The organism is Neptunitalea chrysea (genome assembly GCF_027924145.1).
In the GTDB taxonomy this organism is placed as follows: Bacteria; Bacteroidota; Bacteroidia; order Flavobacteriales; family Flavobacteriaceae; genus Neptunitalea; species Neptunitalea chrysea.
Genome location: NZ_BRVP01000003.1, coordinates 1 through 25,350 on the forward strand (window position 1 = coordinate 1; position 25,350 = coordinate 25,350).

Consider the following 25,350-nt stretch of genomic DNA (forward strand, 5'->3'; position numbering starts at 1 on the left):
GTATTAAAAGAAATTAAAACATCTCAATTAGTATGTGTTAAATGTTTACTATATTTAGTTATCAAACTTTTTTAAGGTTGGTCAATTAAATACCTATTATATGATTTATGCTCAAATAGCAGGTGCTTTATTAGGCATGCTAGCTGTAATTTTAGGAGCCTTTGGGGCGCATGCACTGAAAGGAAAATTTACAGCAGAACAATTAACGAGTTACGAAACAGGGGTTAAATACCAAATGTACCATGCTATTGTTTTATTACTAATAGGTTTTAACAATAAAGCAGTACCTGTATATGAAACCACTGTATGGTTTTTTATTTTAGGAACAGTACTTTTTTCTTTTAGTATATATCTACTTTGTTATACTGGGTATAAGGGTTGTAAATGGAAATTTCTAGGACCTATTACACCATTAGGAGGGGTGTGTTTGGTAATAGGTTGGGCATTGCTATTATACAATGCCCTAAGTATTTTGTGAGTATAGTTAATGACAACCACAGTTGTCTTTACCGCATCCTGAATTTTTTACAGATTTTTGGCGTTTAGGCATGTTGTATTTATAAAATAAATAGAACAAGGCAGCTAAAACACTTACGTAAACTAAAATTTCTTGCATCATCTTCTTTTCTATTTTAAAATTTGAAAGGCTATAAAGGCAACCACATAAGCAAAACCTGTCATGCTTATAAGTTGTATAGATGGCCATTTCCAACTATTGGTTTCTTTTTTTACAATGGCTAACGTACTCATACATTGCATAGCAAATGCATAGAATAACAGTAATGAAATGCCCGAGGCTAAGTTAAACACTTTGGTTCCGTCTGGCATTAATTCAGATTTCATTCTGTTTTTTATAGTATTTTCATCATCAGATTCAACACTGTAAATGGTAGCTAAGGTGCCTACAAAAACCTCTCTTGCTGCAAAAGAACTTACAATAGCTATGCCAATTTTCCAGTCATAGCCTAAAGGTCTAATAATAGGCTCTATTGTTTTACCGCAAATACCAATGTATGAATTCTCTAATTGATAAGCACCTGTATGTTTGTTAAGCTCTTCTTTAGAGATATTTTGATCTTTATATTTTTCAGTAATAATTTTTTCAGCGTTTGTAAATTTATCGGTAGGACCATTGGTGGCTAAAAACCATAGAATAATAGATAATGACAAAATGATTTTACCGGCTCCTAGAACAAAACTCTTAGTTTTTTCAAAAACAGTAATAGCTATATTTTTGAAAAGAGGTATTTTATAATTGGGCATTTCAACAACAAAAAAAGAACGTGTTTTTGTTCTTAAAATTTTGTTTAGAATATAAGCAGAGGCAACCGCCATTATAAACCCTAAGATATATAAGCTCATAAGTGCTAATGCCTGATAGCTTAACCCTAGAATGGTGCCTTGCGGAATAACCATAGATATTATAATAAGATATACAGGCAAGCGCGCAGAGCATGTAGTAAATGGAGTTACCAATATAGTTATGAGACGCTCTTTCCAGTTTTCTATGTTTCGGGTGGCCATAATTGCTGGAATAGCACAAGCAGTACCAGATATTAATGGAACCACGCTTTTACCACTAAGACCAAAACGACGCATTATTTTATCCATTAGGAATACAACACGACTCATGTACCCCGTTTCTTCTAGTATAGATATGAATAGGAATAAGAAGGCAATTTGCGGAATGAATATAACAATACCTCCAATACCGGGTATAATGCCTTCGGCAATTAAGTTCGTAAATGCTCCCGAAGGTAAAGTTTCTTTGATCCATTCAGCTAAAAATGAAAAGGTATTCTCAATCAGGTTCGTAGGAACCTCGCTCCAGCTATAAATAGCCTGAAATATAAGTAATAAGATAAAAAAGAATGTGGCAAATCCATATACTTTGTGCATTAGAATTCGGTCTAAAACACTTCTCAGGTCTTTGGCTGCATTAATGTCTTTCTTAAAAGTTTCTTTTAGAACATTATTAATAAATTGGTATCTGACAATAGTCTCCTTTTGTTGCATTCGTTTTAAGTCAGATCGTGATTTGGTTGAAAAGCTGGAGGTATCCTTCACTAAATTTCGGTCTAACTTTACAAAGTTTACATCTTGTGTAATAACCAACCATAGTTTATAGATAGATTGGTTTGGGAAAGCCTTCTTTAACCCATCAAAATATTCTTGATCTATAACAGAAGCATTTACACAAGGCTCTGTAGAAAGGTTTTTATAGTTAAGAATTAAGTCTTTTAAATGCTCAATATTGGTTCCTTTTCTAGAACTTACCAAAGCAATTTTGGTTTTTAATTGGGCTTCTAAGAGTTCGATATCTAACGAAATTCCATGTCTTTCCATTCTATCGGCCATATTGACTACCAAAATGGTCGGAATTTCTAGATCTTTAATTTGTGTATATAAAAGAAGGTTCCGTTTTAAATTTTCAACATCAGCAACAATAACGGCAACATCCGGAAAATCTTTATCATTTTTATTAAGAAGCAATTCTATAACTACGTTTTCATCTAATGAAGTAGCATTTAAACTGTAGGTTCCGGGTAAGTCTAGTATATGAGCCTTAATGCCTCTAGGAAGCTTGCAAATGCCTTCTTTTTTTTCAACCGTAATACCAGGGTAGTTACCTACTTTTTGGTTTAGCCCTGTAAGGGCATTAAATACGGATGTTTTACCCGTGTTGGGATTACCAATGAGGGCAACTTTTATTTGCTTACTCATAGGGTAATATGATTTTCAATTTTTTCAATTTCAATTAATTCTGCAGTTTGCTTTCTAATAGCTAAATGCGACCCATTTATATTAAGGTATAAAGGGTCTCTAAAAGGAGCAAATTGAATTAATTCTACTTCATTTCCTGGTAGACATCCCATCTCATATAATTTTAAAGGTATCGCTGGGTTCGATATATCTTTAATAATTCCTTTCTCGCCTCTCTTCAGATCTGAAATAGTGTGTTTCAACTTGTTATTTAGATTGATTTTAATTAAGCAAAAGTACTATAAATAATGTAGTTACCAAAAAAGAAAGGCGTTAATAAGCTATACAAGCGGGTAGTTTTGGTGTTATAGGGCTATAACTTATTCTTTTTCAAGTTTTTTAATGTCTTCAAGGAGTCTTTTTATTTCTTCTTTTTTAGTGCCGTCATAAAATCCGCGTATACGCCGTTTGGTGTCTACTAAAACAAAGTTTTCGGTGTGTACCATATCATAAGGACCTCCATCTCCATCACTCTCTGCTGCTAAATAACTCTTACGAGCTAAGTTGTATATTTGCTTTTTATCACCTGTAACTAAATTCCATTTGCTATCGATAACCCCTTTTTTAATAGCGTATTTTTTTAATTGAGGAACCGAGTCTTGCACTGGAGTTACACTGTGCGAAAGAAGAAGTACTTTGTCGTTATTTAGAATTTCTTTTTGGATATCTGCCATATTAGCTGTCATTATAGGGCATATTCCGGGGCAAGTAGTAAAAAAGAAATCAGCAACGTATATTTTACCCTCATAGTTCTTTTGCGTAATCGTATCTCCGTTTTGGTTTACTAACTTAAAATTTGCTATAGTGTGATACTTACGGATGTATTGTACAGTGCTGTCTACTAAGCTCGTGTTAACATCACTTGGTTGATATATGGGTAATCTATTTTCTGCATCTCTGCCAGGCTTGCTTAAAAAGAAGTATATGCCGCCAAATGCAGCAATTAGTATGGTGACAAATAATGATATTAACAATATTAGCGAAGTGCTTTTTTCTTTTCCTTGCTTCATTATAACATAATTACGATTGGAACTTGCGATGCAAAGTTATAGTATTAAAGACATTTCAATTGTTAAAATGACGATAACTATATATTGGGTTTAGTTGGTTTCTAGTGTTTTTTAATCAGGGTAAACATCGTTGATAGCTATTCTTGAAGGCTTTTTTTTGCGTCAAGCCCATGTTTGGAGTTGATCTTTAGTGACATATGTTACATTTGCTGAATTGTTAATAATATTTTGTAATTTATTTATGATTTACTTTGATGTATTGATAAGGGTTTATTGAATTCACTTAATATCCGTTAAAAGTGTACTTTTTTCCGATTAAACGCAATTTAATTCGTTAAAAGTGTTATATTTACTATCCCGATACTTACTATATACTTGATTTATGATGAGAAGATTACTTATAATAGCGGTACTTTTAACTTCTGTATTATCATTTGCTCAAAGTCCTGAGGAATTTAAGCAAATAGTTAATAGTGAAATGAATAGAGCAGAATCAAAAATACAAGCTCCTACCAATATCAATACAGAAAATTACGATTTAAAATTCACTCGTTTAGAATTTACATTGGATCCTGCAGTTTATTATGTTGATGGTACGGTAACAACCTACTTTGAAGCTGTTCAGGATATGAACACAATTACTTTTGATTTTACAAATCAGATGCCTGTTTCTTCGGTAACTAGAAACGGAGTAGCATTAACATTTACTCAAAATGCGACTGATGAATTAGTGATCGATTTGCCACAAACTGTTGCGGCAGGAACTTTAGATTCTTTAACTGTTACGTATGCTGGTGCTCCTGCTGCAGATCAGGCTGCATTTACTGCAAGTACACATAATGGAACACCAATTATTTATACTTTATCTGAGCCATATGGGGCTAAAGATTGGTGGCCATGTAAGCAAGATCTTAACGATAAAGTAGATAGTATAGAGGTAAGTATTACTGCTCCTATGCAGTATGTTTCAGTTTCTAATGGTTTAGAAACAAATAATGTTACTAACGGATCTTATAAAACAACTACTTTTAAACACGGTCACCCTATCCCGGCTTATTTAATTGCAATTGCGGTTACTAATTATCAAGTGTATACCGAGACGGTGGGTAGTGGTGCAGATAGCTTCGATATTGTGAATTACGTATATCCGGAAACATTAGCCACCGCACAGGTGGCTACCCCGGTAACCGTTGATATTATGAATTTATTCCAAAACCTTTTTGAAACATATCCTTATCATGATGAGAAATATGGGCACGCTCAGTTTGGTTGGGGTGGAGGTATGGAGCATACTACTGTTTCTTTTATGGGTGGATTTAGTAGAGGCTTAATAGCGCATGAATTGGCACACCAGTGGTTTGGGGATAAAATTACATGCGGAACCTGGAGAGATATATGGTTAAACGAAGGTTTTGCTACTTATTTATCGGGTCTTGTAGAAGAACATCTAGATGGTAATGATGACTTTATTAATTGGAAACAAACCAAAATAGCTAATATTACTTCTAATATTTCTGGGTCGGTATATTTACAACCTTCAGACACTACCAATGTAAGTAGAATTTTTAGTTCGCGTTTATCTTATAATAAGGCAGCAATGGTTTTGCATATGCTTAGAAAGAAATTAGGTGATGCAGATTTTTATCAAGGAATTCAGAATTATTTGGCCGATCCTGATTTAGCGTTTGATTATGCGCATACCACAGATTTTATTGCCCATATGGAGGTGCAAAGTGGAATGAGTCTTACTGAATTTTTTGATGATTGGATTTATGGGGAGGGGTATCCTATGTATGATGTGTCATGGAGCCAAGCCTCGGGAGGTATAAATGTGGTGTTAAGTCAAGATGTATCGATGCCTTTGGTAACAGACTTTTTTGAAGTGAATGTTCCTATACGTTTAATTGGTGCAGGTGGCGAGCAATTAGATGTAACTTTAGATAATATCTATAACAATCAAGTATTTAGCGTGCCTGTTGGTTTTACAGTGACCGATGTAGAGTTTGATCCTGAATATGATATTATCTCTAAGTTTAATACAGTTACTTTAAAGTTGCCTGATAATGAAGTTGCAGAATCTGATATTATAATATACCCAAATCCGGGTAATACGACTTTTGAAATAGAAAAGCCTGAAAATGTAATTATTAATCATGTGAAAATATATGATATGACGGGTAAGTTAATTACAGTGACTAGTGGGGTTGCTGTAGTTGATGTTACGGCATTATCATCAGGGGTTCATAAAGTGCTAATTGAAACCGATAGAGGGACTATCCAGAAAAGTTTCGTAAAGAATTAACGTAAAATTAGCAGGAAATAAAGTGTATTAATTTTAAAAGTAAGGTGAAAACCTTACTTTTGTGCGTTTTGAAAGTAGAGAAAAGAACTTATGAGTCCATTTTTAGTTAAAGCATTACAGCTATTTCTTAGCTTATCTATATTGATTGTATTACACGAGTTAGGGCATTTTATCCCTGCAAAAATTTTTAAAACCAGAGTAGAGAAATTCTTCCTTTTCTTCGATGTTAAGTTTGCATTGTTTAAAAAGAAAATAGGGGAAACTGTATATGGTATAGGTTGGTTGCCATTAGGAGGGTATGTGAAAATTGCCGGTATGATTGATGAGAGCATGGATAAAGAGCAGATGAAAGAACCTGCTAAGCCATGGGAATTTAGAAGCAAACCAGCTTGGCAACGTTTAATAATTATGGTTGGTGGGGTTACCGTTAATCTTATTGTAGGGTTCCTTATTTATACACTTGTTTTTTATTATAACGGTTCGAAAGTTGTAAAGATGGAAGACCTTAAAGATGGTTTTGAGGTAAACGATGCAATGAAAGCTTATGGATTTAAGGACGGAGATAAGATTTTAAGCTATAATGATAATGAGCTGGATGATGCGTTAAAAATGAACTGGTATTTACTGGTTAGAGATGTGTCAGAAATAGAGGTGGTTCATAAAGATGGTGTAACGGAAACAATAGCATTGCCTGACTCTTTAGGGATGCATTTGTTTAAAGAAGGAGCTATTAATGCTTTTGTGCCTATTATAGACAGTATTTCTAGAGATGCAGTAATCCGTTCTGTAGAAGAAAGAAGTCCGGCTAGTAAAGCAGGTTTTTTAGCAGGAGATAAAGTGATGTCTATTAATGATACACCGGTAGCTAAGTTCTCAGAGATTTCTTCGTTACTTAAAGAGGGAGAGAATGTTATTGTGGTACATAGAGATGTCAAGGATGAAACTATTAGTGTGACTCCTGTTGAAGGAAAAATAGGAATAGGTAATAGAAAGTTAATTTCTACGAAGTATTATACTTTTGGAGAAGCTGTTAAAAAAGGAACTGCTGAGGCTTATTGGACACTTCACGATTATGCATCGCAATTAAAATACTTATTTACGAGTAAAGGAGCGTCTCAAATGGGAGGTTTTGGTAGTATAGGAAGCATTTTCTCTCCTACGTGGGATTGGGTTTCTTTTTGGGAAAAAACGGCCTTTATATCTATTGTGTTAGCATTTATGAATATTTTGCCAATACCTGCGTTAGATGGGGGGCATGTATTGTTCTTAATGTACGAAATGATTACGGGTAGAAAACCGAGTGATAAGTTCTTAGAATATGCTCAATTGGTTGGGTTTATTATAGTTATTAGTTTGGTTTTATATGCAAACGGAAATGACTTGTATCGCTACGTAATTCAGAAATTTTTTGGTGGCTAAAAAAAAATAAAAAAAATGTTTGGTGTGAATTAAAAAACCTATATATTTGCAACCGCTAAAACAGAGAGGCATATTCCTCCTTAGCTCAGTTGGTTAGAGCATCTGACTGTTAATCAGAGGGTCCTTGGTTCGAGCCCAAGAGGAGGAGCTTAAAAATGAAGCAGTAACATTTAAATGTTGCTGCTTTTTTGTTTGTAAGCAAGCGGTTAGTTGTTAGATAAACTAAAAATACTATTGGAATTTTATATGGAAATTTGATAGTAGTATGTTTTAATAAGTAATGAGATGTGCACTTTTTCCTTGCACATAAATAAAAAAACATATAGATTTGCCACCGCTAAATATAAGGAAATACAGTCCTCCTTAGCTCAGTTGGTTAGAGCATCTGACTGTTAATCAGAGGGTCCTTGGTTCGAGCCCAAGAGGAGGAGCAAAAGTAAAGGCAGTAACATAATTAATGTTGCTGCCTTTTTTAATTAGTTTACTGTAAAGGATAAGGATAGAGATAAAAAGGAGTTGTTACAGTTGTATAAGCCAAATGAATTTGAAATAACGAATAGATGTGTTCTTTTATTTTGATATAGAGATACTTATGCCTTTGCCGTTTCTGTTTCTATGATTGTTTTTTTGCTGTTCTATAAACTGTTTCATTTTCTTTTCACTAATTTCATCATATTCGGTTTGAGTAACCTTTTTTCCTTTGGAAGGTATTTTTATTTCAAAGTCGTTTTCTTTGCTCAACGTTATTTTGTTACACACAAGTGTTTTATTTCCTTCATGAACTTCGAGAATTAGTCCTGGTAAACCTTGATAGTCTTCTGGTCCGTTGCTTACTGGTATTTCAGGAGTGTACCAAGCAGTAAGTGTCTTGGTTTTTTCTACGGTTTTTTCTTCTTCTTCGTTTCCAAAGGTGAATTGTGTGTGTGTTACCGTAAAGTCAATAGTGGCTTTATAACAAGTATAATTACCTATGGTTTTAGTTTCAGAACCTAATTTCCATTTACGTGTAGTAAGGGTATCTTTTATTAAAAATAGTTTTCCCATTAACTCGGTTTGGTTTACAAACTTGTTTTCTTTTACATTTTTATATAACAAGTCACCTCCTCCCGAAGAGCTTATAAATACAGCACCAACACCGCCCACATTACTGCTTGCAGGAGTGGGAGTATCTAGTTGTTCCTCTTGTTTGTATATAGACTCAGTTGGGGTAAAGGTTAGGGTGTACTCTTTTTGAGACAGGCTCTTAAGTTGCGCATCTATTGCTTGTCGCATTTTGTTAGTCATTTTTGCGTTGGTGGTAGAGTCAAAAGAGATACTCGCTTTAACATGTTCAAGATAGGTAGCTTCCCCTTGTTGAGCTATAGCTGATGCACATGTAAATGTGCTTATCAGTAATCCAAGAAAATAGTTCATAACTGTTCGTTTTTCAATTTGATGTAGTAAATATCTAATTGTTTTTCTGCTTTAATGGTTAACCAGTGTTAACTAGTGTTAACCGATAAAATAATGCTTTTAAAAACTGTATTTTTGAGGTATGAACAATCGAAAATACAAATACATACTATATATCATTGTGATAACCATAATGGTAACTTTGGTTGTTCAGGCGTATTGGAATTATAAAAATTATCTGGTTAATAAAGATAATTTTAAAACCGAAATGCAGGAGGTTTTAGATAATGCTTTAGAAAAGTATTACATAAACATAGTAAGGAAAAAAGATATTTCGTTGGTGGCATCAACTCATAAATTTGTACAGATAGAAGGCGATGTGCATGTTGCTGAAGAAGCAGAGATAGATAAGTTTTCTAATCAGTTTACAGATAGTATAGAGTTTCAATTAAAACAAGCAAAATCACCGAATACAATTTTTAAGATTCACGATAATTTAATGGGGGCAAAAGAAGGAGCTGATATAGGCGATTTTTTAGAGGATAGTCTTCGGCTAAACCCCAATCAAATAAGCAGTGTAAGTGTTTTTAAAAACGATACCATTAAAGACAATCTACAACAGCGTATTACTTCTATTTTTATTTCATTTCAGGAAGATACCATCAATTTTCAAAAATTAGATACGTTACTACGTGCTGAATTAGATAGCAGAGATTTTCACTTTCCTTATGCTATTACTCAGTTTAAAAAGGATACGGTGTACAGAACATTTAATGCAGGTGTGGTAGATGAATCCTTTTTAAAAGCGAAATCACAATCGAACTATATAGATGAGGGAGAAGCAATGGAAATAGCGTTCCCTAATGCTAGAGGTATTATTTTGAAATATAGTTTTTTGGGTATTTTTATTTCGGTGCTATTGGCATTGGTTATTATAGGGAGCTTGTTTTATCTGTTGCGGATTATAAAAGATCAAAAAGAACTTTCAGAAATTAAAGACGACTTTCTAAGTAATATAACCCATGAATTTAAAACGCCAATAGCTACGATACATGCAGCCCTAGAAGGGATGGATACCTTTAATGCCCTAGATGATGCTGCTAGGGCAAAAAGATATGTGCAGCGGTCACGTGTACAGTTGGAAAAATTGAGTGAGATGGTAGAGAAGATTCTTGAAACCGCAACCTTAGAGAGCTCTTCTATAAAGGTAACCAAAGAAGAGATGTGTATAAACACCCTTATACGCTCTATTCTAGGTGATTTTAGAAGTAATGGAGGTGATAAAGTATGGGATGTGACATTACCTGAAGAAGAAATATTGATTTTTGCCGATACGTTTCATTTAGAAAATGCCATAGGAAATATACTAGATAATGCTGTCAAATATGGAGGAAAACGGATTACTATAAAATTACTTAAAGAAGATACTTTGCGAATTGTGATAGCTGATAATGGATGCGGTTTAACCAAGGATCAGGCTACGCGGATTTTTGAGAAATTTTATCGGGTTCCCACGGGTAACATTCATAATGTTAAGGGGTATGGTATAGGTTTGTACTATACTAAAAATATTATTGAAAAACACAATGGAACTGTAGCTGTTAGAATAGGTTCGGGAATTACAACATTTGAAATACGGTTGCCTTATGAGTGATAAAATAAAAATACTGTTGGCCGAGGATGAAGAAGTACTCGCCGAAATAGTAAAGGAAAGCTTAGAAACCAGAGATTTTAATGTAGTGTTGTGTGCAAATGGAGAAGAGGTATTAAAGGCTTATGCCGAATACCAGCCAGAATTACTAGTGCTGGATGTAATGATGCCTCTAAAAGATGGTTTTACAGTGGCTAAAGAAATACGAAATTTAGATGAAAAAATTCCTATTATTTTTTTAACGGCAAAATCACAAACACAAGATGTAGTTGCTGGTTTTTCTATTGGCGGAAACGATTATTTGAAAAAGCCTTTTAGTATGGAAGAGCTGATTGTTCGTATCCATAATTTACTTAACTATACTAAAAAAGCGATGTTGGAAGAGGTGCACGAGGGAATTGCTATAGGGACGTATACCTTTGATGTTGCTAAGCAAGAACTACGTTATGGGGGTGAAGATAAGGTGGTGCTTACCCATAAAGAAACACAGTTGCTTTTTCATTTGGTGAGCCATAAGAACGAGTTGCTGGAGCGGTCTTATATTTTGAATGAACTTTGGGGCGCAGATGATTTTTTTACAGCCCGTAGTATGGATGTGTATATCACTAAGTTACGTAAGCGGTTAAAGCAAGATGGAAAAATTAAAATACTGAATGTTAGAGGTTTGGGGTATAAGTTGATTTGTTGATTATAAAACTTATAAACATTTGGTAATGTTTTTTTAACTTTTATTTGAAATTATAGTATGATTGTAGAATTTTACGCTTTAACAACGCAACGCAATGAAAATAGGAATTCCAAAGGAAATTAAAAACAATGAGAACAGGGTAGGTATGACACCTGCAGGGGTTTTTGAACTAATTAAAAACAATCATACGGTATATGTACAATCAACCGCAGGCGAAGGCAGCGGTTTTTTTGATGCCGATTATGAAAGTGTTGGGGCTACAATTTTACCAACTATTCAGGATGTATATGCTGAAAGTGATATGATTGTTAAGGTGAAAGAACCAATTGAAGAGGAGTATGATTTAATAAAGCCAAATCAGGTTCTGTTTACATATTTCCATTTTGCTTCTAGCGAAGCACTTACATTGGCTATGCTAAAAAGCAATGCAGTGTGTATTGCTTATGAAACGGTGGAGGATGAGGAAGGTACCTTGCCATTACTAACGCCTATGTCTGAAGTGGCTGGTAGAATGGCTATTCAGCAAGGGGCTAAGTATCTTGAAAAACCTATTAAAGGTAAAGGGATTTTATTAGGTGGTGTACCAGGTGTGCCTCCGGGTAAAGTTTTAATACTAGGTGCCGGTGTAGTGGGTATTCAGGCTGCTAAAATGGCAGCAGGCTTAGGGGCTCATGTAACTATTTTAGATGTGAACATGAAGCGTTTGAGATATGTAAACGATATTATGCCAAGCCATGTAATTACTGAGTTTTCTAGTGAGTATAATATTCGTAAGCATATCAAAACCCACGATTTAATTGTAGGAGGGGTGCTTATTAAAGGAGCAAAAGCACCTAAACTAATTACCAGAGATATGTTGAAAGATATGCATCCGGGTGCTGTGATTGTAGATGTAGCGGTTGACCAAGGTGGATGTATTGAAACAACCAAACCTACTACGCACGAAGACCCTACTTATATTATTGATGATGTAGTACACTATTGTGTAGCTAATATGCCTGGTGCTGTACCATATACTTCTACAGTAGCGTTAACCAATGTAACGTTGCCATATATTTTAAAACTGGCTAACAAAGGTTGGGAAGTAGCTTGTGATGAAGATAAGCTTCTGGCAAAAGGATTAAATATTGTAAAAGGTACGTGTGTTTTAGAGGAAATTGAGGAAGCCTTTGGGTGGAATGTTTCTTGTTAATGTTACAATAGATTTACGGTATAAAAAATCGCACCAAATAATTAAAAGTAGTTGGTGCGATTTTTGATGTTATACTCCGTAAAGGGTGTAAATTATTTTACTGAAAATCTTCTTCGTTTATTTCATAAATATATTCATAATCGTGTTTAGAGGGGTTATTAACGCTCCAATACTCGTCAATATTGTAGATATTTTTACCGGGCGTATCCTCTTTATATACTTTGAGTATGTTGTTTGAAAAATCGGTAATGTATATAGAATCATACAGAGCCATATATAATATAGATCCTCCCCCCATATCGCAGTATTTAGATCCAAAAGGTATTTTAGAGTCTTGATAAATGTTTTTAAAAATAATCGTATCCTGACTTACAAAATATATATTAACATTAGTTTCACTATAATTAGCAAGATGGAAACTTGAGCATTTTTCGGGATCACATCCAGTTAATAATGTTACCAAGCAACTAATAAGAAATATTTTTTTCATGTATGTAAACTATTAATATTAATCCCAATAATAAGCTTCAAATAGATTTCGTAAATCTGTTTCATCTAAATTTCCATTTTCACTTAGTAACCGGTCTCTTAATTTTTGTGGTGAGGTTACATCACTGTCCATAGCATTATAGATGTTTTGATATGTATAGCCACTAACATTGTCTCTGTATCCTGTTCGTACCCAGTCTGCTTGGGTATCGGTAATATCTAATATGATACCTGCTGGAATCCAGCCTCTCCAATTATATATTGGAGTTCCATATCTGACTACATCTGCATTACTTGGTTTCTGCACTGGATCAAAATTTTCAAATCCATTAATAGAAATAATCCCATTTGTACTCCCAAACTCCTGTAAAGTTAAAAAATACCCTATATGATATCCCCATGCTTCTCCTAAAGCTACATATTCATTGTTCATACCATGTCCGTCTCCATAAGCTCCGTAGGTGATAATATAGTTAATATATTTTATCCAATAGCTACTTCCTACTTTTTTAAAGTGTGATGCATGTCCAAGCTCATGAAATGTGGTTTCAAATACACCATCGGTACCTTGACTTGCATTTGCTTTCTTCATGTTTCTCACAGTATAAGGATTAGCTGTGTTAGTAGCTCTTGCGTAGTTGGGAGCGGCTTCGGCATTTGCTGTGCTATTTATAAAATTTATGTCTTCTTTTTCGCAAGAAACACAACTAAGGTAGGTGGCTATCATGAGCCATCCTAAACGGACTAATTTTTTTGTAACATAATTTATTTTTTAAGTTGTTGTTACGTATAAAAATAAGATTGTGTTTTTTATAAATGGGAGTTTTAATGTTACTTAATTGTAAGTATATTGTTTTTTTACATGCGTGTAATAACTTTAAAGAGTTATAAGTTTATCAAATTTTAATGTTAAACTTTGATACTGTTTACTTTGTGTTACCTGTCAAAATTACTATTTTTATGTTTGGCTTGTTTTTTTGATATTTTTATTAAAAAAACAGCCTGAATATGGGAATTTATGGATATTATTTACTGTTAGGGGCAATAGCCCTAATAAGTATGATGGTAAGTGGAAAGCTTAAGAGTAAATTTGCTTACTATTCTAAAGTACATTTGCGCAACGGGATGAGTGGTGCCGAGATTGCAGAAAAAATGCTGGCAGATCATGGCATATATGATGTTAAGGTAATAAGTACAACAGGAAGCCTTACAGACCACTACAATCCGGCTAATAAAACTGTAAACTTATCAGAAGCTGTATACAATCAGCGTAATGCTGCTGCGGCTGCGGTTGCGGCACACGAATGTGGACACGCAGTTCAGCATGCTCAGGCGTATGAATGGTTAGGACTACGATCTAAATTAGTACCTATTGTAAGTGCTACTTCCGGAATGTCGCAATGGTTGGTGTTTGGAGGGTTTATTTTAGGTGCTGCTTCACAGTCAGGCATAGGATATCCAATAGCAATTGTAGGACTTGTATTTATGGCTTTGGCAACGGTATTTAGTTTTATCACCTTGCCTGTTGAGTACGATGCAAGTAACAGAGCGTTGGCTTGGTTGAATAATAAACATATGGTAACCCAACAGGAATATGAGGGAGCAGAGGATGCTTTAAAATGGGCTGCCAGAACGTATGTGGTTGCTGCTATTGGTGCCGTGGCTCAATTAGTATATTGGGCACTACAAGTGTTTGGAGGTAGAAGAAGTTAAGAAGCCTTTATTAATTTTGGTTATAAATACAGAACGACAGCGAAAGCGGTCGTTTTTTTATGGAGTACTAATTACTTTGTTTATTTTTACCTTATGATTTTAGTTACTGGAGCTACGGGTATGGTAGGAGCACATTTGCTAGTTAAATTGTTGGAACAAAACCAACAAATACGTGCTATCTATAGATCTGAAGAAAAAATAGAAGCGTTGCGTAAAAGTATTTTGTTTGATGATAAACAAGAACAGTTTAATAGGATAGATTGGATTCAGGCAGATATAAGAGAAGTGCCCGCTTTGGAAAAGGCTTTTGAATGCGTAACTGAGGTATACCATTGTGCCGGACTCATTTCTTTTACCCCGAAAGAATATAGGGCATTAAGAACTATTAATATTGAAGGTACTGCCAATGTAGTTAATTTTGCGATAGCGAATAAAGTAGATAGATTATTTTTTATCAGTTCTATTGCAGCGTTAGGACCTGCTAATAAGGAAGGGTTTGTGGATGAAAAATGTTACTGGAATCAGGAAGAAGATCATAGTATTTATGCGATTACAAAATATGGTGCTGAAATGGAGGTTTGGAGAGCATCACAGGAAGGAATTCCTGTTATTGTGGTAAATCCAGGTGTTATTTTTGGTACAGGTGTTTACAGCAAGAGTATGGAGGTCTTTGAACGTGTTAAAAAAGGATTACGATATTATACCTGTGGAGGTAGTGGTTTTGTATCGGTGACAGATGTAATTGATGCACTTTTTTTTCTAAAACAAAAGGAAGCTTATAATGAACGTTTTGTATTGGTTTCTGAAAATATGAGTTACAAAGATATGCTAACCGATGTTGCTTCTGCTTTAGGTAAAACACCACCAAATAAAGAAATAGGTAAAAACATTTTAAATATAGTACGAGTGCTAGACGTTATAAAGGGCGTATTTACCTTAGGTAACAGACAATTTACAAAACTTACAGTAACTTCTTTAGATGAGAAAAGTAATTACTCAAGTAGTAAAATAAAAGCATTAGGTTTTACTTTTAAACCTATGAAAGAAGCTATTAAAAGTTGTGCTATTTAATAGTTATGTTAACTGGTTTTTTTTCTTCGGATAGTTGTTTGTTTTTTTCTTTTTGAAGTTCTTTCCTTGCAGCATCAATAGAATCCTGAATTTTATCTACCTGTACTTCAATTTTTGCTTTTACTCTTTCATATATTTCACCATATGCTTCTGGGTTTTTTGCAGCATAGTAAACGCTGCTTTTTGCAAATTGCGCACTATCTATTTTGTATTTCTTAAAAAGAAACTCTTTAGGGTTTATGTTGTTTTCTTTCAATGAACCGTTTTCTACTGCTTTCATGGCATTTAAAATGCTTAAGTCATAAATGATTTTCTCCATCTTATCAGATGGAATAATATTGTCAGGTTCTTTAACCAAATTTTGTTTACAGCTATACAAGCTTGTACAAATACCAATAAGTAGCAGTATTCTTTTCATTATCTATTAAATGTTAGTCTTTTAGCATTTCTCTCTTCAGAAATCATTCCATTTTCATAAGCTAGATGGCCATTAACAAAGGTATGAGTTACTTTTGATGCAAACGTAGTACCTTCAAACGGAGACCATTTACAGGCATATTCAATATTATCAGTAACAACTTCCCAAGGTGCATAAGGGTTTACTAAAACTAAATCGGCATAATACCCTTCTCTTATATAACCACGTTCTTTAATATCAAATAATATAGCTGGGTTATGACACATTTTTTGCGCCAATTTTTCAATTGGTAAGGTTCCGTTATTTACGTATTCCATCCAAGCCACTAAGGCATGCTGTACTAGAGGACCTCCAGAAGGTGCTTTAGTATAAACTTGTTTTTTTTCTTCTATGGTATGTGGTGCATGGTCTGTTGCAATAATATCTATACGGTCATCCAATAATGCTTTCCATAAACCATCTTTATCTTTTTGCGTTTTCACAGCAGGATTCCATTTTATGAAGGTTTGCTTGGTGTCGTAATCAGCATCAGTAAACCAAAGGTGATGCAAACATACTTCAGCAGTTATTTTTTTCTCGGCTAAGGGAATATCGTTCGTAAATAAGTGTGTTTCCTTTTCAGTAGAAACGTGAAAAACATGTAGGCGTGCACCAGTCTTTTTTGCTAAATTAATAGCTTTTGAAGAAGATAAAAAACACGCTTCTTCACTTCTGATAATTGGGTGATACTTTATAGGAATATCGTCGCCGTATTTTTCTTTATAGATTTCCATGTTGCGACGTATGGTGCCTTCATCTTCACAATGCGCTGCAATTACCATATCTGTATTAGAAAAAATACTCTCAATAACTTTTTCGTTATCTACTAACATGTTTCCGGTAGAAGATCCTAAGAAAAGTTTAACTCCAGCACACGATTTGTTATCTAATCTCTTTAATTCTTCAAGGTTATCATTGGTGCCTCCAAAAAAGAAAGAATAATTAGCGTATGAGGTGTTTTTTGCAATATCAAATTTGCCTTCTAATTTTTCAATAGTAGTAGTTTGCGGATTGGTATTTGGTTGCTCCATAAAAGTAGTAATACCCCCTGCAACGGCAGCTCTACTTTCAGAAGCTATATTTCCTTTGTGAGTTAACCCTGGCTCTCTAAAATGTACCTGATCATCAATAATTCCAGGTAGGAGATAATGTCCTTCGGCATCAATTATTTTAGCACTGTCGTCTGTTATGTGGGAAGCAATTTTTTCAATACGTTCCTTATTAATCAGTACGTCCGAAATTTTAACTGTTCCTTCGTTAACTACTTTTGCGTTTTTAATCAGATATTTCATTTGTGAAAAATACTTTTTATTTTCATTGAGATTACTCCAAAAATGGCTTCATAAATAATAGAACCGCTCATTTTTGATATTCCTTTTACCCGGTCTGTAAAAATAACAGGAATTTCTATGATAGTAAACTTTTTTAGTGATGCTTTAAATTTCATTTCAATTTGGAAAGCATAGCCAACGAAATGAATTTTAGATAAATCGATGGTTTCCAATACTTTTCTTTTGTAGCAAATAAATCCTGCCGTAGAATCGTTTACATTCATTCCAGTTATCCATTTCACATATTTAGAAGCGCCATAGGATAAAAGAATTCTGTTTAAAGGCCAGTTTACAACTGTAATGCCTTTTACATATCTGGAACCAATAGCAAGATCGACATTTTTGTTTTGGCAGGCATCAAGTAGCGCTTCCAAATCATTTGGATTATGCGAAAAATCGGCATCCATCTCAAATATGTACTCATAATCTTTTTGTAGTGCCCAATGAAACCCATGTAAATAAGCAGTACCTAAACCTGATTTTTCGGTACGCACTTCTAGGTGTACTCTCTGCGGATACATTTCCATAAGCACATTAACTGCATCGGCAGTTCCGTCTGGAGAATTGTCATCAACTACCAATACCTCAAATTGAGATGGTTGTTGAAGCACCTCTTTAAGAATAGCCTCTATATTCTCTATTTCATTATATGTAGGTATAACAACCAGGCTTTTTGCCATGTGTAAAAAATTTTAGCAAAAATAAACTTTTCTAAAAATTTGATTGCTAGTACCGTTTGTTTATCTTTTATTTAACAGAAATAACGTAATTTTAGCCCATATTATATAGAGTTGGAGGTAATTAAAAGAACCCTTGTTGAAAATGATTATGTGACCCTTACCTTTGTGTTGGTATTGGGTGTTGTTTGGTTTGCAAAACAGATGTACTACCACAGATTTTTAGAATTTTTACAGCTACCCTTTAGTAATAAATATTTTTCTGCAGCGCTTAGAGAAAAGAACCTCGAAAATCCATTTACCCTAATTATGCTGGTTGTTCAGATAATAAGTTTTGGTGTTTTTGTTTGGTATATGATTACAACACATCATATTAAAATCTTTAATGCAATTAAAATAGAATACTGGATGGCTTTGGTAGGGGTGTTTGTTTTTGTGTTGACCAAACTTGTAGTACAGATACTTGTCTCTGCAATCTTAAACATAAATAGAATCACCTATCAGTATATTTATAGGAAAATCAGTTACTTAAACTTTAGTTCTTTTGTTTTGTTGATAGGAATGGCTTTTGCATTTTATAACAAAAACCTGTCAAGTATATTTTTAATATTATCAGTTTTTGTATTTCTTCTATTAAATTTTATTGGAATACTAGACATGTTGAAAAATTATCAAAAATTAATCCTTAATTATTTCTTATATATTATTTTGTATCTTTGCGCTTTCGAAATAGCACCTTTGTTAATTTTAGGTGCTTATATAACAATTTATTAGCGACAATAAATACAGGGTATACATGAAAGTGAAAACAATCTTGGTTTCTCAGCCAGAACCTAAAGTAGAACATTCACCGTATTCTCAACTTGAAGAGAAGCAAAAAGTAAAAATCGATTTTAGACCATTCATTCACGTCGAGGGAGTAGATGCAAAGGACATAAGACATCAGAAAGTCGATTTGTCTGTCTTCACTGCCATTATACTTACTAGTAGAAATTCTGTCGATCATTTTTTTAGAGTAGCAGAAGAGATGAGGTTTAAGGTGCCTGATAGTATGAAATACTTTTGTCAATCTGAAGCTGTAGCCTATTATTTGCAAAAATATGTGGTTTACAGAAAAAGAAAAATTTACGTTGGAAAACGGAACTTTTCTGAATTGACTCCATTAATTAAAAAGTATAAGGACGAGAAGTTCTTATTGCCTTCTTCTGATATTTTAAAACCTGATGTACCTGCTGCATTAGACAAGCTTAAAGTAAATTGGGTAAGAGGCGTTTTCTACAAAACTGTAGTAAGTGATCTTTCTGATCTTAAAGATGTATATTACGATATCTTGGCTTTCTTTAGTCCTTCAGGTATAGAATCTTTGTTTAAAAACTTTCCTGACTTTAAACAAAATGATACGCGTATAGCTGTTTTTGGTAATACTACTAATAAAGCTGCGGAAGAAGCTGGGTTGCGTATCGATATTTTGGCACCAACACCCGATACTCCGTCTATGACTATGGCTTTAGAAAAATATATTGTAGAGGTAAATAAAAAATAAGATATATATTTTATGTGCTATTCTAAAAAGGGACTGCATGCATTACAGCCCCTTTTTAGAAGCACTACTAACTAACTACAATAAAACTAAATAGATTTTTATTTGGGTCCTCCCGCTAATATTTCATCATTAGCGTATTCTTCAAATTTTTTGAAATTTTCCTTAAAAGCATTAGCTAACTGATTTGCTTTTTTATAATAAGCATCATCGTTATTCCAGGTTTGTCTAGGGCTTAAAACTTCTGATGGTACATTAGGACAAGAGTTTGGTAAAGCAACACCAAAAACAGAGTGTATTCTGTAATCTCTATCGTTAATAGTTCCAAGATTTCCATTCATGGCAGCTGTAATCATGGCTCTTGTGTATTTAAGTTTCATTCGATGTCCTACGCCATAAGGTCCACCTGTCCATCCGGTGTTTACTAACCAAACATTAACCCCTGTTTCTTTCATTTTTTCAATGAGCATTTCTGCATATACAGTTGGGTGTAGCGGCATAAATGGTGCCCCAAAACAAGCGGAAAAACTTGGTAAAGGCTCATCAATTCCGGCTTCTGTTCCGGCTACTTTAGCGGTGTATCCAGAAATAAAATGATAGGCTGCTTGCCCTGGAGTTAATTTAGAAATAGGAGGTAATACACCAAAAGCGTCTGCGGTTAAGAAAAATATATTTTTAGGATTTTTACCTATAGATGGAGTTTGTGTATTTTCTATATGCTCTAAAGGGTAACTTACTCTAGTGTTTTGTGTAATAGAGGTGTCTTCAAAATCTACAGAACCATCATCTTTTAAGAGTACGTTTTCTAATAGAGCCCCTTTTTTAATCGCATGGAAAATTTCAGGTTCTTTCTCTTCAGTTAGATCTATAACCTTCGCATAGCAACCTCCTTCGAAGTTGAAAACGGTGTTTTCAGGAGTCCACCCATGCTCATCATCCCCAATTAATTTTCTGTCCGGATCTGCTGATAAAGTGGTTTTACCAGTACCTGATAGTCCAAAAAATATAGCGGTATCCTCATCTTTACCTACGTTAGCACTACAGTGCATAGGAAATGTTTCTTTTTCAACCGGAAGAATGAAATTCAAAGCAGAAAAGATTCCTTTTTTAATTTCACCTGTATAACCGGTACCCCCAATAAGAGCAATTTTACGTGTAAAATCCAAAATGGCAAAGTTATGTTGACGCGTGCCATCTACTTTAGGGTTCGCCATAAATTCAGGCGCATTAATAATGGTCCATTCTGGTGTAAAGTCTGCTAACTCTTCCTCTGTTGGTCGTAAAAACATATTATAGGCAAACAGATTGCTCCAAGGGTAGTCGGTAACAACACGAATATTCATCTGATAATTCGGATCAGCACATGCATAAGCATCTCTTACGTATACTTCTTTCTCAGAAAGGTAATTAGTTACCTTGGTGTAAAGTTTGTCAAAGGCTTCACTTTCAAAAGGAATGTTTACAGAGCCCCACCAAACCTTATCTTCGGTAATTGCATCTTTAACAATAAATCGATCCATAGGAGACCTTCCGGTAAATTCACCAGTGTTTATAGCTAAGGTACCGTTATTGGTTTCTGTACCTAAGCCCTTTTCAAGTGTAATTTGCTGTAGCTCTTCCGGCGAAAGCTGATAATGAGCCTTAGCCTTGTTAATTCCTAAATAGTCTAAAGAAATAACAGGGGCTATGTTGCTTGTATTTGCCATAATATATTTGTTTGTTGTGTTTCTGTTGTATAACAAATGTAATAATAAAAGAAAACTACAACGTTTTATTATGGGTGTTTCTTGCTATTTTACTATCTATAAATTTTTAAAACGCCATGCCATAAGCCCCCAGCCTACAATAAAGCAAACACCTCCTATAGGGGTTGCCGGCCCAATAAAACTGATATCGAGACTAAGTACATCTTTAAAGGTTAACAAATAGATAGAGCCTGAAAACAGTAAAATACCTATTGCCATAAAAATGGCTATCTGCTTTTTATGTTTGTCTGCAATTTTAGAAAGTCCAAGTGCCAAAAGAGCAAACACGTGGTACATTTGATAGGTGACTCCTGTTTTAAAGGTTTCTACTTGTTCAGGACTTACAATTTTCTTTAGTCCGTGAGCTCCAAAGGCTCCAAATAGTACAGTTAACATTCCTAAAACCGCGGTAAGCGTTAAAATATTCTTATGTGTACGCATGATATTTTTTATATATATAACAAATACTTACATTTAAGTTACAATTAAAACAAGTTATAACTTAGTTTGCTAAGTTACGGAACATATTAGTAAAATTATGAGAAGCATAGTAGTATTTGGAGCTGGTAAGTCAACAGCATTTTTATTTGATTATTTTTTAAATATAGCAGCAAAAGAGGCATTAGAAATTACAATAGTAGATAAATGCTTTCATGCAGTTTCTCCTGAAATTAAAGAAAGTACTTTTTTTAAGTTAAAAACTGTAGACATAAATAATAAGGAGGAAGTTGCTAAACTGATCGAATATTCTTCTATTGTGGTTTCAATGCTGCCTGCTTTTCTTCATATTAAGATAGCCAAACTTTGTTTAACATTTAAAAAGAATTTGGTAACGGCATCATATATAAGTGAGGAGATGAAAAAGATGCATATGGAGGTTAAAGGTAGTGGGTTGATTTTCTTGAATGAGGTAGGCTTAGATCCGGGAATAGACCATATGAGTGCTATGAAAATAATTGATGATGTAACCGATAAGGGAGGTAAACTGTTATTGTTTGAATCGTTTTGTGGGGGTTTATTAGCACCTGAAAGTGACTCTAATCTTTGGAATTATAAATTCACCTGGAACCCCAGAAATGTTGTGCTTGCCGGTCAGGGAGGAGCTGCCAAGTTTATTCAAGAAGGTACGTATAAGTATATTCCTTACCATAAGCTATTTAGAAGAACAGAGTTTTTAAATATTGAAGGGTACGGAGGTTTTGAAGCTTATGCCAATAGGGACTCCTTAAAGTATAGATCTATTTATGGGTTAGATGATATTCTTACATTTTACAGAGGTACTATTAGAAGGGTTGGTTTTTCAAGAGCCTGGAATATGTTTGTACAGTTGGGGATGACAGATGATTCGTATGTAATTGAAGATTCTGAACATATGAGCTATCGTGATTTTTTAAACCTATTTTTAGCTTATTCACCTTCTGACTCGGTTGAGTTAAAGCTACGCCATTATCTTAAAATAGATCAGGATGATGTAATGTGGCAAAAACTAGAAGAATTGGATTTGTTTAGTGCTACTAAAAAAATAGGAGTTCCTAATGCAACGCCCGCACAAATGCTACAGAGAATACTTGAAAATAGCTGGTCTTTGCAAGAAAATGATAAGGATATGATTGTAATGTACCATAAAATAGGGTACGAGTTACAAGGAGAAAAACAACAAATAGATGCCCATATGGTAGTAACAGGTACCAATAGTGCCTATACAGCTATGGCTAAAACAGTAGGATTACCGTTAGGTATTGCAACCTTGCTAATACTTAATAATAAGGTTACGGAAAAAGGAGTGTTGTTGCCGTTAACGAAAGAAATTTATGAGCCAATACTTAACGAATTAAGTGCACTTGGAATTACATTTAGACATGAAAAAGTATCTTATATGGGGTATAACCCAAATAATGTTTTTGGATAATACTAAATTTGGAAGTACTTGAAATGCGTTTAAGTAGAAAAAGCAATCGTAAAAATACTATTTTCTTAATTTTTCTTAAAGATATTTCATAATTAAATTAAATATGTATTTTTGGTTTCAAATGACAATTTAAAATGAAGTCTGATAAGAATACTGTAACCATAGATGGTATTGATAAAAAAATTTTAAGATACTTGATGGATGATGCTCGTAAACCTATTTTAGAAATTGCTCGAAAAATTGGTATTTCGGGAGCTGCAATTCACCAAAGATTGAGGAAATTAGAGCAAAGCGGTCTCCTTGCCGGATCAAAATTCATTATTAACCCTAAAGTTTTAGGGTACTCTACCATGGCTTTTGTGGGTATTTATCTTGATAAAGCTATGAGAAATCCGGAAGCTGTAAAGGTTTTAAAAGATATTCCTGAGGTGTTAGAGTGTCATTATACTACAGGTAACTGGAGTATTTTGGTTAAAATACTATGTAGGGATAATGAGCATTTAATGAATGTGCTTAACCATAAAATACAAGCTATAGATGGAGTCTCGCGTACTGAGACTTTTATTTCTTTAAATCAGCAAATAGATAGGCAAATAGGTATCTAAACACTTGAAAGAACACGTCAAATCCATTATATTTGCTGCTTCTTAAAAACAATATAATGGCTAAAAATTTTGTTGAAGAGCTTACATGGCGAGGTATGATACATGACGTAATGCCTGGTGCAGAAGAACATTTATTAGAAGAAATGCGTAGTGGTTACGTAGGGTTTGATCCTACTGCCGATTCACTGCATATAGGTAATTTGGTGCCTATTATGTTACTTGCTTTTTTTCAGCGTAGTGGTCATAAGCCATATGCTTTGGTGGGGGGTGCTACAGGAATGATAGGTGATCCTTCTGGTAAGTCAAATGAAAGAAACTTATTAGACGAGGCTACTTTACAATATAATCAGGAATGTGTTAAGAGACAACTTTCTCAGTTTTTAGATTTTAGTTCAAGATTGGATAATGAAGCAGTAATGGTAAATAACTATGACTGGATGAAGAATTTTTCTTTCTTAGGATTTATCAGAGATGTTGGTAAACACATTACTGTAAACTATATGATGGCTAAAGATTCGGTAAAAAGCAGACTCTCAGGTGAATCTTCTGAGGGAATGTCATTTACAGAATTTACATATCAGTTAGTGCAAGGGTACGATTTTATGCATTTGTACAAAGAAAAACAATGTACACTTCAAATGGGGGGAAGTGACCAGTGGGGAAATATTACTACAGGTACCGAGCTTATTAGAAGAATGGAGAATGGTAAAGGGTATGCTTTAACTTGTCCGTTAATTACTAAAAGTGATGGAAGTAAGTTTGGTAAGAGTGAAGGTGGTAACGTATGGTTAGATCCTGAAAAAACCTCACCTTATAAATTTTATCAATATTGGTTAAATACTTCTGATGAAGATGCTGCTAAGTACATTAAAATATTCACTTTCTTAGAAAAGGAAACTATAGATAGTTTGATAGCAGAGCATGCAGAAGCACCTCATTTAAGAGTTTTACAAAAAAGATTAGCTAAAGAGGTTACTATTACGGTTCATAGTGAAGAAGAGTACGAAAAAGTAATTAAAGCGTCTGAAATTCTTTTTGGTAAATCTACTTCTGAAGATTTGAAAGAATTAGATGAGAAAACTTTTTTAGATGTTTTTGAAGGTGTGCCACAGGCTGAAGTGGAAATGGCTGATATAGAAGCTGGATTAGATATGATTGGCGCTTTAGCGGCTAAAACCGGATTCTTAGATTCGAATGGGGCAGCAAGACGTGAGTTGAAACAAAATGCGATTTCGGTAAACAAAGAAAAAGTAAAAGAAGATTACACTATTACAAAGGAAGACCTTATTAATAACAAATTTGTGTTGTTACAAAGAGGTAAGAAAAACTATTATGTTTTAGTGGTTAAATAAAAGTCTCCGAATTAATACATATTAAAAATCCTGTCTCTTAAGGC

25 protein-coding genes and 2 tRNA genes are annotated in these 25,350 nt (G+C 34.1%); 15 read left to right on the top strand and 12 right to left on the bottom strand.

Annotated features, from left to right (window positions below; translation table 11 throughout):
• Window positions 1-100: 100 nt before the first annotated feature.
• A complete protein-coding gene (locus tag NBRC110019_RS02180) occupies window positions 101-478 on the top strand; it encodes a DUF423 domain-containing protein (protein ID WP_281751896.1) in 378 nt (125 codons plus the stop codon).
• A 6-nt stretch (window positions 479-484) separates the two neighbouring features.
• Here the strand turns inward: NBRC110019_RS02180 and NBRC110019_RS02185 are convergent, their stop codons facing one another.
• From NBRC110019_RS02185 to NBRC110019_RS02200, 4 genes are all read right to left on the bottom strand, one after another.
• Window positions 485-619, bottom strand: a complete 135-nt coding sequence (locus tag NBRC110019_RS02185; protein ID WP_281751898.1) for a FeoB-associated Cys-rich membrane protein — start codon at window positions 617-619, stop codon at window positions 485-487.
• Window positions 620-627: 8 nt separating this feature from the next.
• A complete protein-coding gene (gene feoB, locus NBRC110019_RS02190) occupies window positions 628-2,724 on the bottom strand; it encodes a ferrous iron transport protein B (RefSeq protein ID WP_281751900.1) in 2,097 nt (698 codons plus the stop codon).
• Window positions 2,721-2,966 carry a FeoA family protein gene (locus NBRC110019_RS02195; RefSeq protein WP_281751902.1) on the bottom strand — a complete coding sequence of 82 codons (246 nt, stop codon included), beginning with the start codon at window positions 2,964-2,966 and terminating at the stop codon, window positions 2,721-2,723. The genes feoB and NBRC110019_RS02195 overlap by 4 nt, the downstream gene beginning before the upstream one ends.
• A gap of 117 nt (window positions 2,967-3,083) precedes the next feature.
• The gene (locus NBRC110019_RS02200; protein WP_281751904.1) at window positions 3,084-3,773 is read right to left on the bottom strand and encodes an SCO family protein; all 690 of its coding nucleotides are present in this window, start codon (window positions 3,771-3,773) and stop codon (window positions 3,084-3,086) included.
• 382 nt (window positions 3,774-4,155) lie between these two features.
• Here NBRC110019_RS02200 and NBRC110019_RS02205 point away from each other — a divergent pair, with 382 nt between their 5' ends.
• The 4 genes from NBRC110019_RS02205 to NBRC110019_RS02220 all read left to right on the top strand — a co-directional run bounded on the left by NBRC110019_RS02205 (window position 4,156) and on the right by NBRC110019_RS02220 (window position 7,925).
• Window positions 4,156-6,075, top strand: a complete 1,920-nt coding sequence (locus NBRC110019_RS02205; RefSeq protein WP_309297636.1) for a M1 family metallopeptidase — start codon at window positions 4,156-4,158, stop codon at window positions 6,073-6,075.
• 90 nt (window positions 6,076-6,165) lie between these two features.
• Window positions 6,166-7,494 carry an RIP metalloprotease RseP gene (rseP, locus tag NBRC110019_RS02210; protein ID WP_281751906.1) on the top strand — a complete coding sequence of 443 codons (1,329 nt, stop codon included), beginning with the start codon at window positions 6,166-6,168 and terminating at the stop codon, window positions 7,492-7,494.
• A gap of 74 nt (window positions 7,495-7,568) precedes the next feature.
• Window positions 7,569-7,642: transfer RNA gene (locus NBRC110019_RS02215), tRNA-Asn, on the top strand.
• Between the two features lie 209 nt (window positions 7,643-7,851).
• A tRNA-Asn gene (locus NBRC110019_RS02220) sits at window positions 7,852-7,925 on the top strand.
• Between the two features lie 139 nt (window positions 7,926-8,064).
• On the opposite strand, the gene NBRC110019_RS02225 is transcribed toward NBRC110019_RS02220, so the two are convergent.
• Entirely contained in the window at window positions 8,065-8,907 is an 843-nt protein-coding gene (locus NBRC110019_RS02225) for a GLPGLI family protein (RefSeq protein ID WP_281751908.1), read from the bottom strand.
• Between the two features lie 121 nt (window positions 8,908-9,028).
• On the opposite strand from NBRC110019_RS02225, the gene NBRC110019_RS02230 reads away from it, so the two are divergent.
• The 3 genes from NBRC110019_RS02230 to ald all read left to right on the top strand — a co-directional run bounded on the left by NBRC110019_RS02230 (window position 9,029) and on the right by ald (window position 12,417).
• Window positions 9,029-10,540 carry a sensor histidine kinase gene (locus NBRC110019_RS02230; protein ID WP_281751910.1) on the top strand — a complete coding sequence of 504 codons (1,512 nt, stop codon included), beginning with the start codon at window positions 9,029-9,031 and terminating at the stop codon, window positions 10,538-10,540.
• Window positions 10,533-11,225, top strand: a complete 693-nt coding sequence (locus NBRC110019_RS02235; RefSeq protein ID WP_281751912.1) for a response regulator transcription factor — start codon at window positions 10,533-10,535, stop codon at window positions 11,223-11,225. The genes NBRC110019_RS02230 and NBRC110019_RS02235 overlap by 8 nt, the downstream gene beginning before the upstream one ends.
• Window positions 11,226-11,319: 94 nt before the next feature.
• Window positions 11,320-12,417 carry an alanine dehydrogenase gene (gene ald / locus NBRC110019_RS02240; RefSeq protein WP_281751914.1) on the top strand — a complete coding sequence of 366 codons (1,098 nt, stop codon included), beginning with the start codon at window positions 11,320-11,322 and terminating at the stop codon, window positions 12,415-12,417.
• Between the two features lie 97 nt (window positions 12,418-12,514).
• Here ald and NBRC110019_RS02245 read toward each other — a convergent pair whose 3' ends face one another.
• Window positions 12,515-12,907 (bottom strand): hypothetical protein, encoded by a 393-nt coding sequence (locus NBRC110019_RS02245; RefSeq protein ID WP_281751916.1) that lies wholly within the window; start codon window positions 12,905-12,907, stop codon window positions 12,515-12,517.
• Between the two features lie 18 nt (window positions 12,908-12,925).
• A complete protein-coding gene (locus NBRC110019_RS02250) occupies window positions 12,926-13,633 on the bottom strand; it encodes a hypothetical protein (protein ID WP_281751918.1) in 708 nt (235 codons plus the stop codon).
• 287 nt (window positions 13,634-13,920) lie between these two features.
• Between NBRC110019_RS02250 and NBRC110019_RS02255 the strand changes: the two genes are divergently transcribed.
• Both NBRC110019_RS02255 and NBRC110019_RS02260 read left to right on the top strand, forming a co-directional pair.
• A complete protein-coding gene (locus tag NBRC110019_RS02255; RefSeq protein ID WP_281752284.1) occupies window positions 13,921-14,619 on the top strand; it encodes a zinc metallopeptidase in 699 nt (232 codons plus the stop codon).
• Between the two features lie 93 nt (window positions 14,620-14,712).
• Entirely contained in the window at window positions 14,713-15,690 is a 978-nt protein-coding gene (locus tag NBRC110019_RS02260) for an NAD-dependent epimerase/dehydratase family protein (RefSeq protein WP_281751920.1), read from the top strand.
• Here NBRC110019_RS02260 and NBRC110019_RS02265 read toward each other — a convergent pair.
• Genes NBRC110019_RS02265 through NBRC110019_RS02275 form a run of 3 tightly spaced genes read right to left on the bottom strand, consistent with a single transcriptional unit; the run spans window position 15,683 to window position 18,158 of the window.
• Window positions 15,683-16,108, bottom strand: coding sequence for a DUF4296 domain-containing protein (locus tag NBRC110019_RS02265; protein WP_281751922.1), 426 nt, complete (start codon window positions 16,106-16,108; stop codon window positions 15,683-15,685). The two genes, NBRC110019_RS02260 and NBRC110019_RS02265, sit on opposite strands and share 8 nt — an antisense overlap.
• Window positions 16,108-17,439 carry a dihydroorotase gene (locus tag NBRC110019_RS02270; RefSeq protein WP_281751924.1) on the bottom strand — a complete coding sequence of 444 codons (1,332 nt, stop codon included), beginning with the start codon at window positions 17,437-17,439 and terminating at the stop codon, window positions 16,108-16,110. Before NBRC110019_RS02270 ends, NBRC110019_RS02265 begins: the two co-directional genes overlap by 1 nt.
• On the bottom strand, window positions 17,436-18,158 hold the full coding sequence (locus tag NBRC110019_RS02275) for a polyprenol monophosphomannose synthase (protein ID WP_281751926.1): 723 nt from the start codon (window positions 18,156-18,158) through the stop codon (window positions 17,436-17,438). Before NBRC110019_RS02275 ends, NBRC110019_RS02270 begins: the two co-directional genes overlap by 4 nt.
• A 150-nt stretch (window positions 18,159-18,308) precedes the next feature.
• Between NBRC110019_RS02275 and NBRC110019_RS16875 the strand changes: the two genes are divergently transcribed.
• Window positions 18,309-18,929: a DUF4271 domain-containing protein gene (locus NBRC110019_RS16875; RefSeq protein WP_373876990.1), complete on the top strand. Its 621-nt coding sequence runs from the start codon at window positions 18,309-18,311 to the stop codon at window positions 18,927-18,929.
• A gap of 22 nt (window positions 18,930-18,951) precedes the next feature.
• Window positions 18,952-19,698, top strand: a complete 747-nt coding sequence (locus tag NBRC110019_RS02280) for a uroporphyrinogen-III synthase (RefSeq protein ID WP_281751928.1) — start codon at window positions 18,952-18,954, stop codon at window positions 19,696-19,698.
• A 98-nt stretch (window positions 19,699-19,796) separates the two neighbouring features.
• Here NBRC110019_RS02280 and pckA read toward each other — a convergent pair whose 3' ends face one another.
• Both pckA and NBRC110019_RS02290 read right to left on the bottom strand, forming a co-directional pair.
• A complete protein-coding gene (pckA, locus tag NBRC110019_RS02285; RefSeq protein ID WP_281751930.1) occupies window positions 19,797-21,401 on the bottom strand; it encodes a phosphoenolpyruvate carboxykinase (ATP) in 1,605 nt (534 codons plus the stop codon).
• 96 nt (window positions 21,402-21,497) lie between these two features.
• Window positions 21,498-21,881 carry a DUF423 domain-containing protein gene (locus tag NBRC110019_RS02290; protein ID WP_281751932.1) on the bottom strand — a complete coding sequence of 128 codons (384 nt, stop codon included), beginning with the start codon at window positions 21,879-21,881 and terminating at the stop codon, window positions 21,498-21,500.
• A gap of 97 nt (window positions 21,882-21,978) precedes the next feature.
• Between NBRC110019_RS02290 and NBRC110019_RS02295 the strand changes: the two genes are divergently transcribed.
• From NBRC110019_RS02295 to tyrS, 3 genes are all read left to right on the top strand, one after another.
• Entirely contained in the window at window positions 21,979-23,349 is a 1,371-nt protein-coding gene (locus NBRC110019_RS02295; RefSeq protein ID WP_281751934.1) for a saccharopine dehydrogenase C-terminal domain-containing protein, read from the top strand.
• A gap of 134 nt (window positions 23,350-23,483) precedes the next feature.
• A complete protein-coding gene (locus tag NBRC110019_RS02300; protein WP_281751936.1) occupies window positions 23,484-23,954 on the top strand; it encodes an Lrp/AsnC ligand binding domain-containing protein in 471 nt (156 codons plus the stop codon).
• A 56-nt stretch (window positions 23,955-24,010) separates the two neighbouring features.
• Window positions 24,011-25,306 (top strand): tyrosine--tRNA ligase, encoded by a 1,296-nt coding sequence (gene tyrS / locus NBRC110019_RS02305; RefSeq protein WP_281751938.1) that lies wholly within the window; start codon window positions 24,011-24,013, stop codon window positions 25,304-25,306.
• Window positions 25,307-25,350 lie beyond the last annotated feature (44 nt).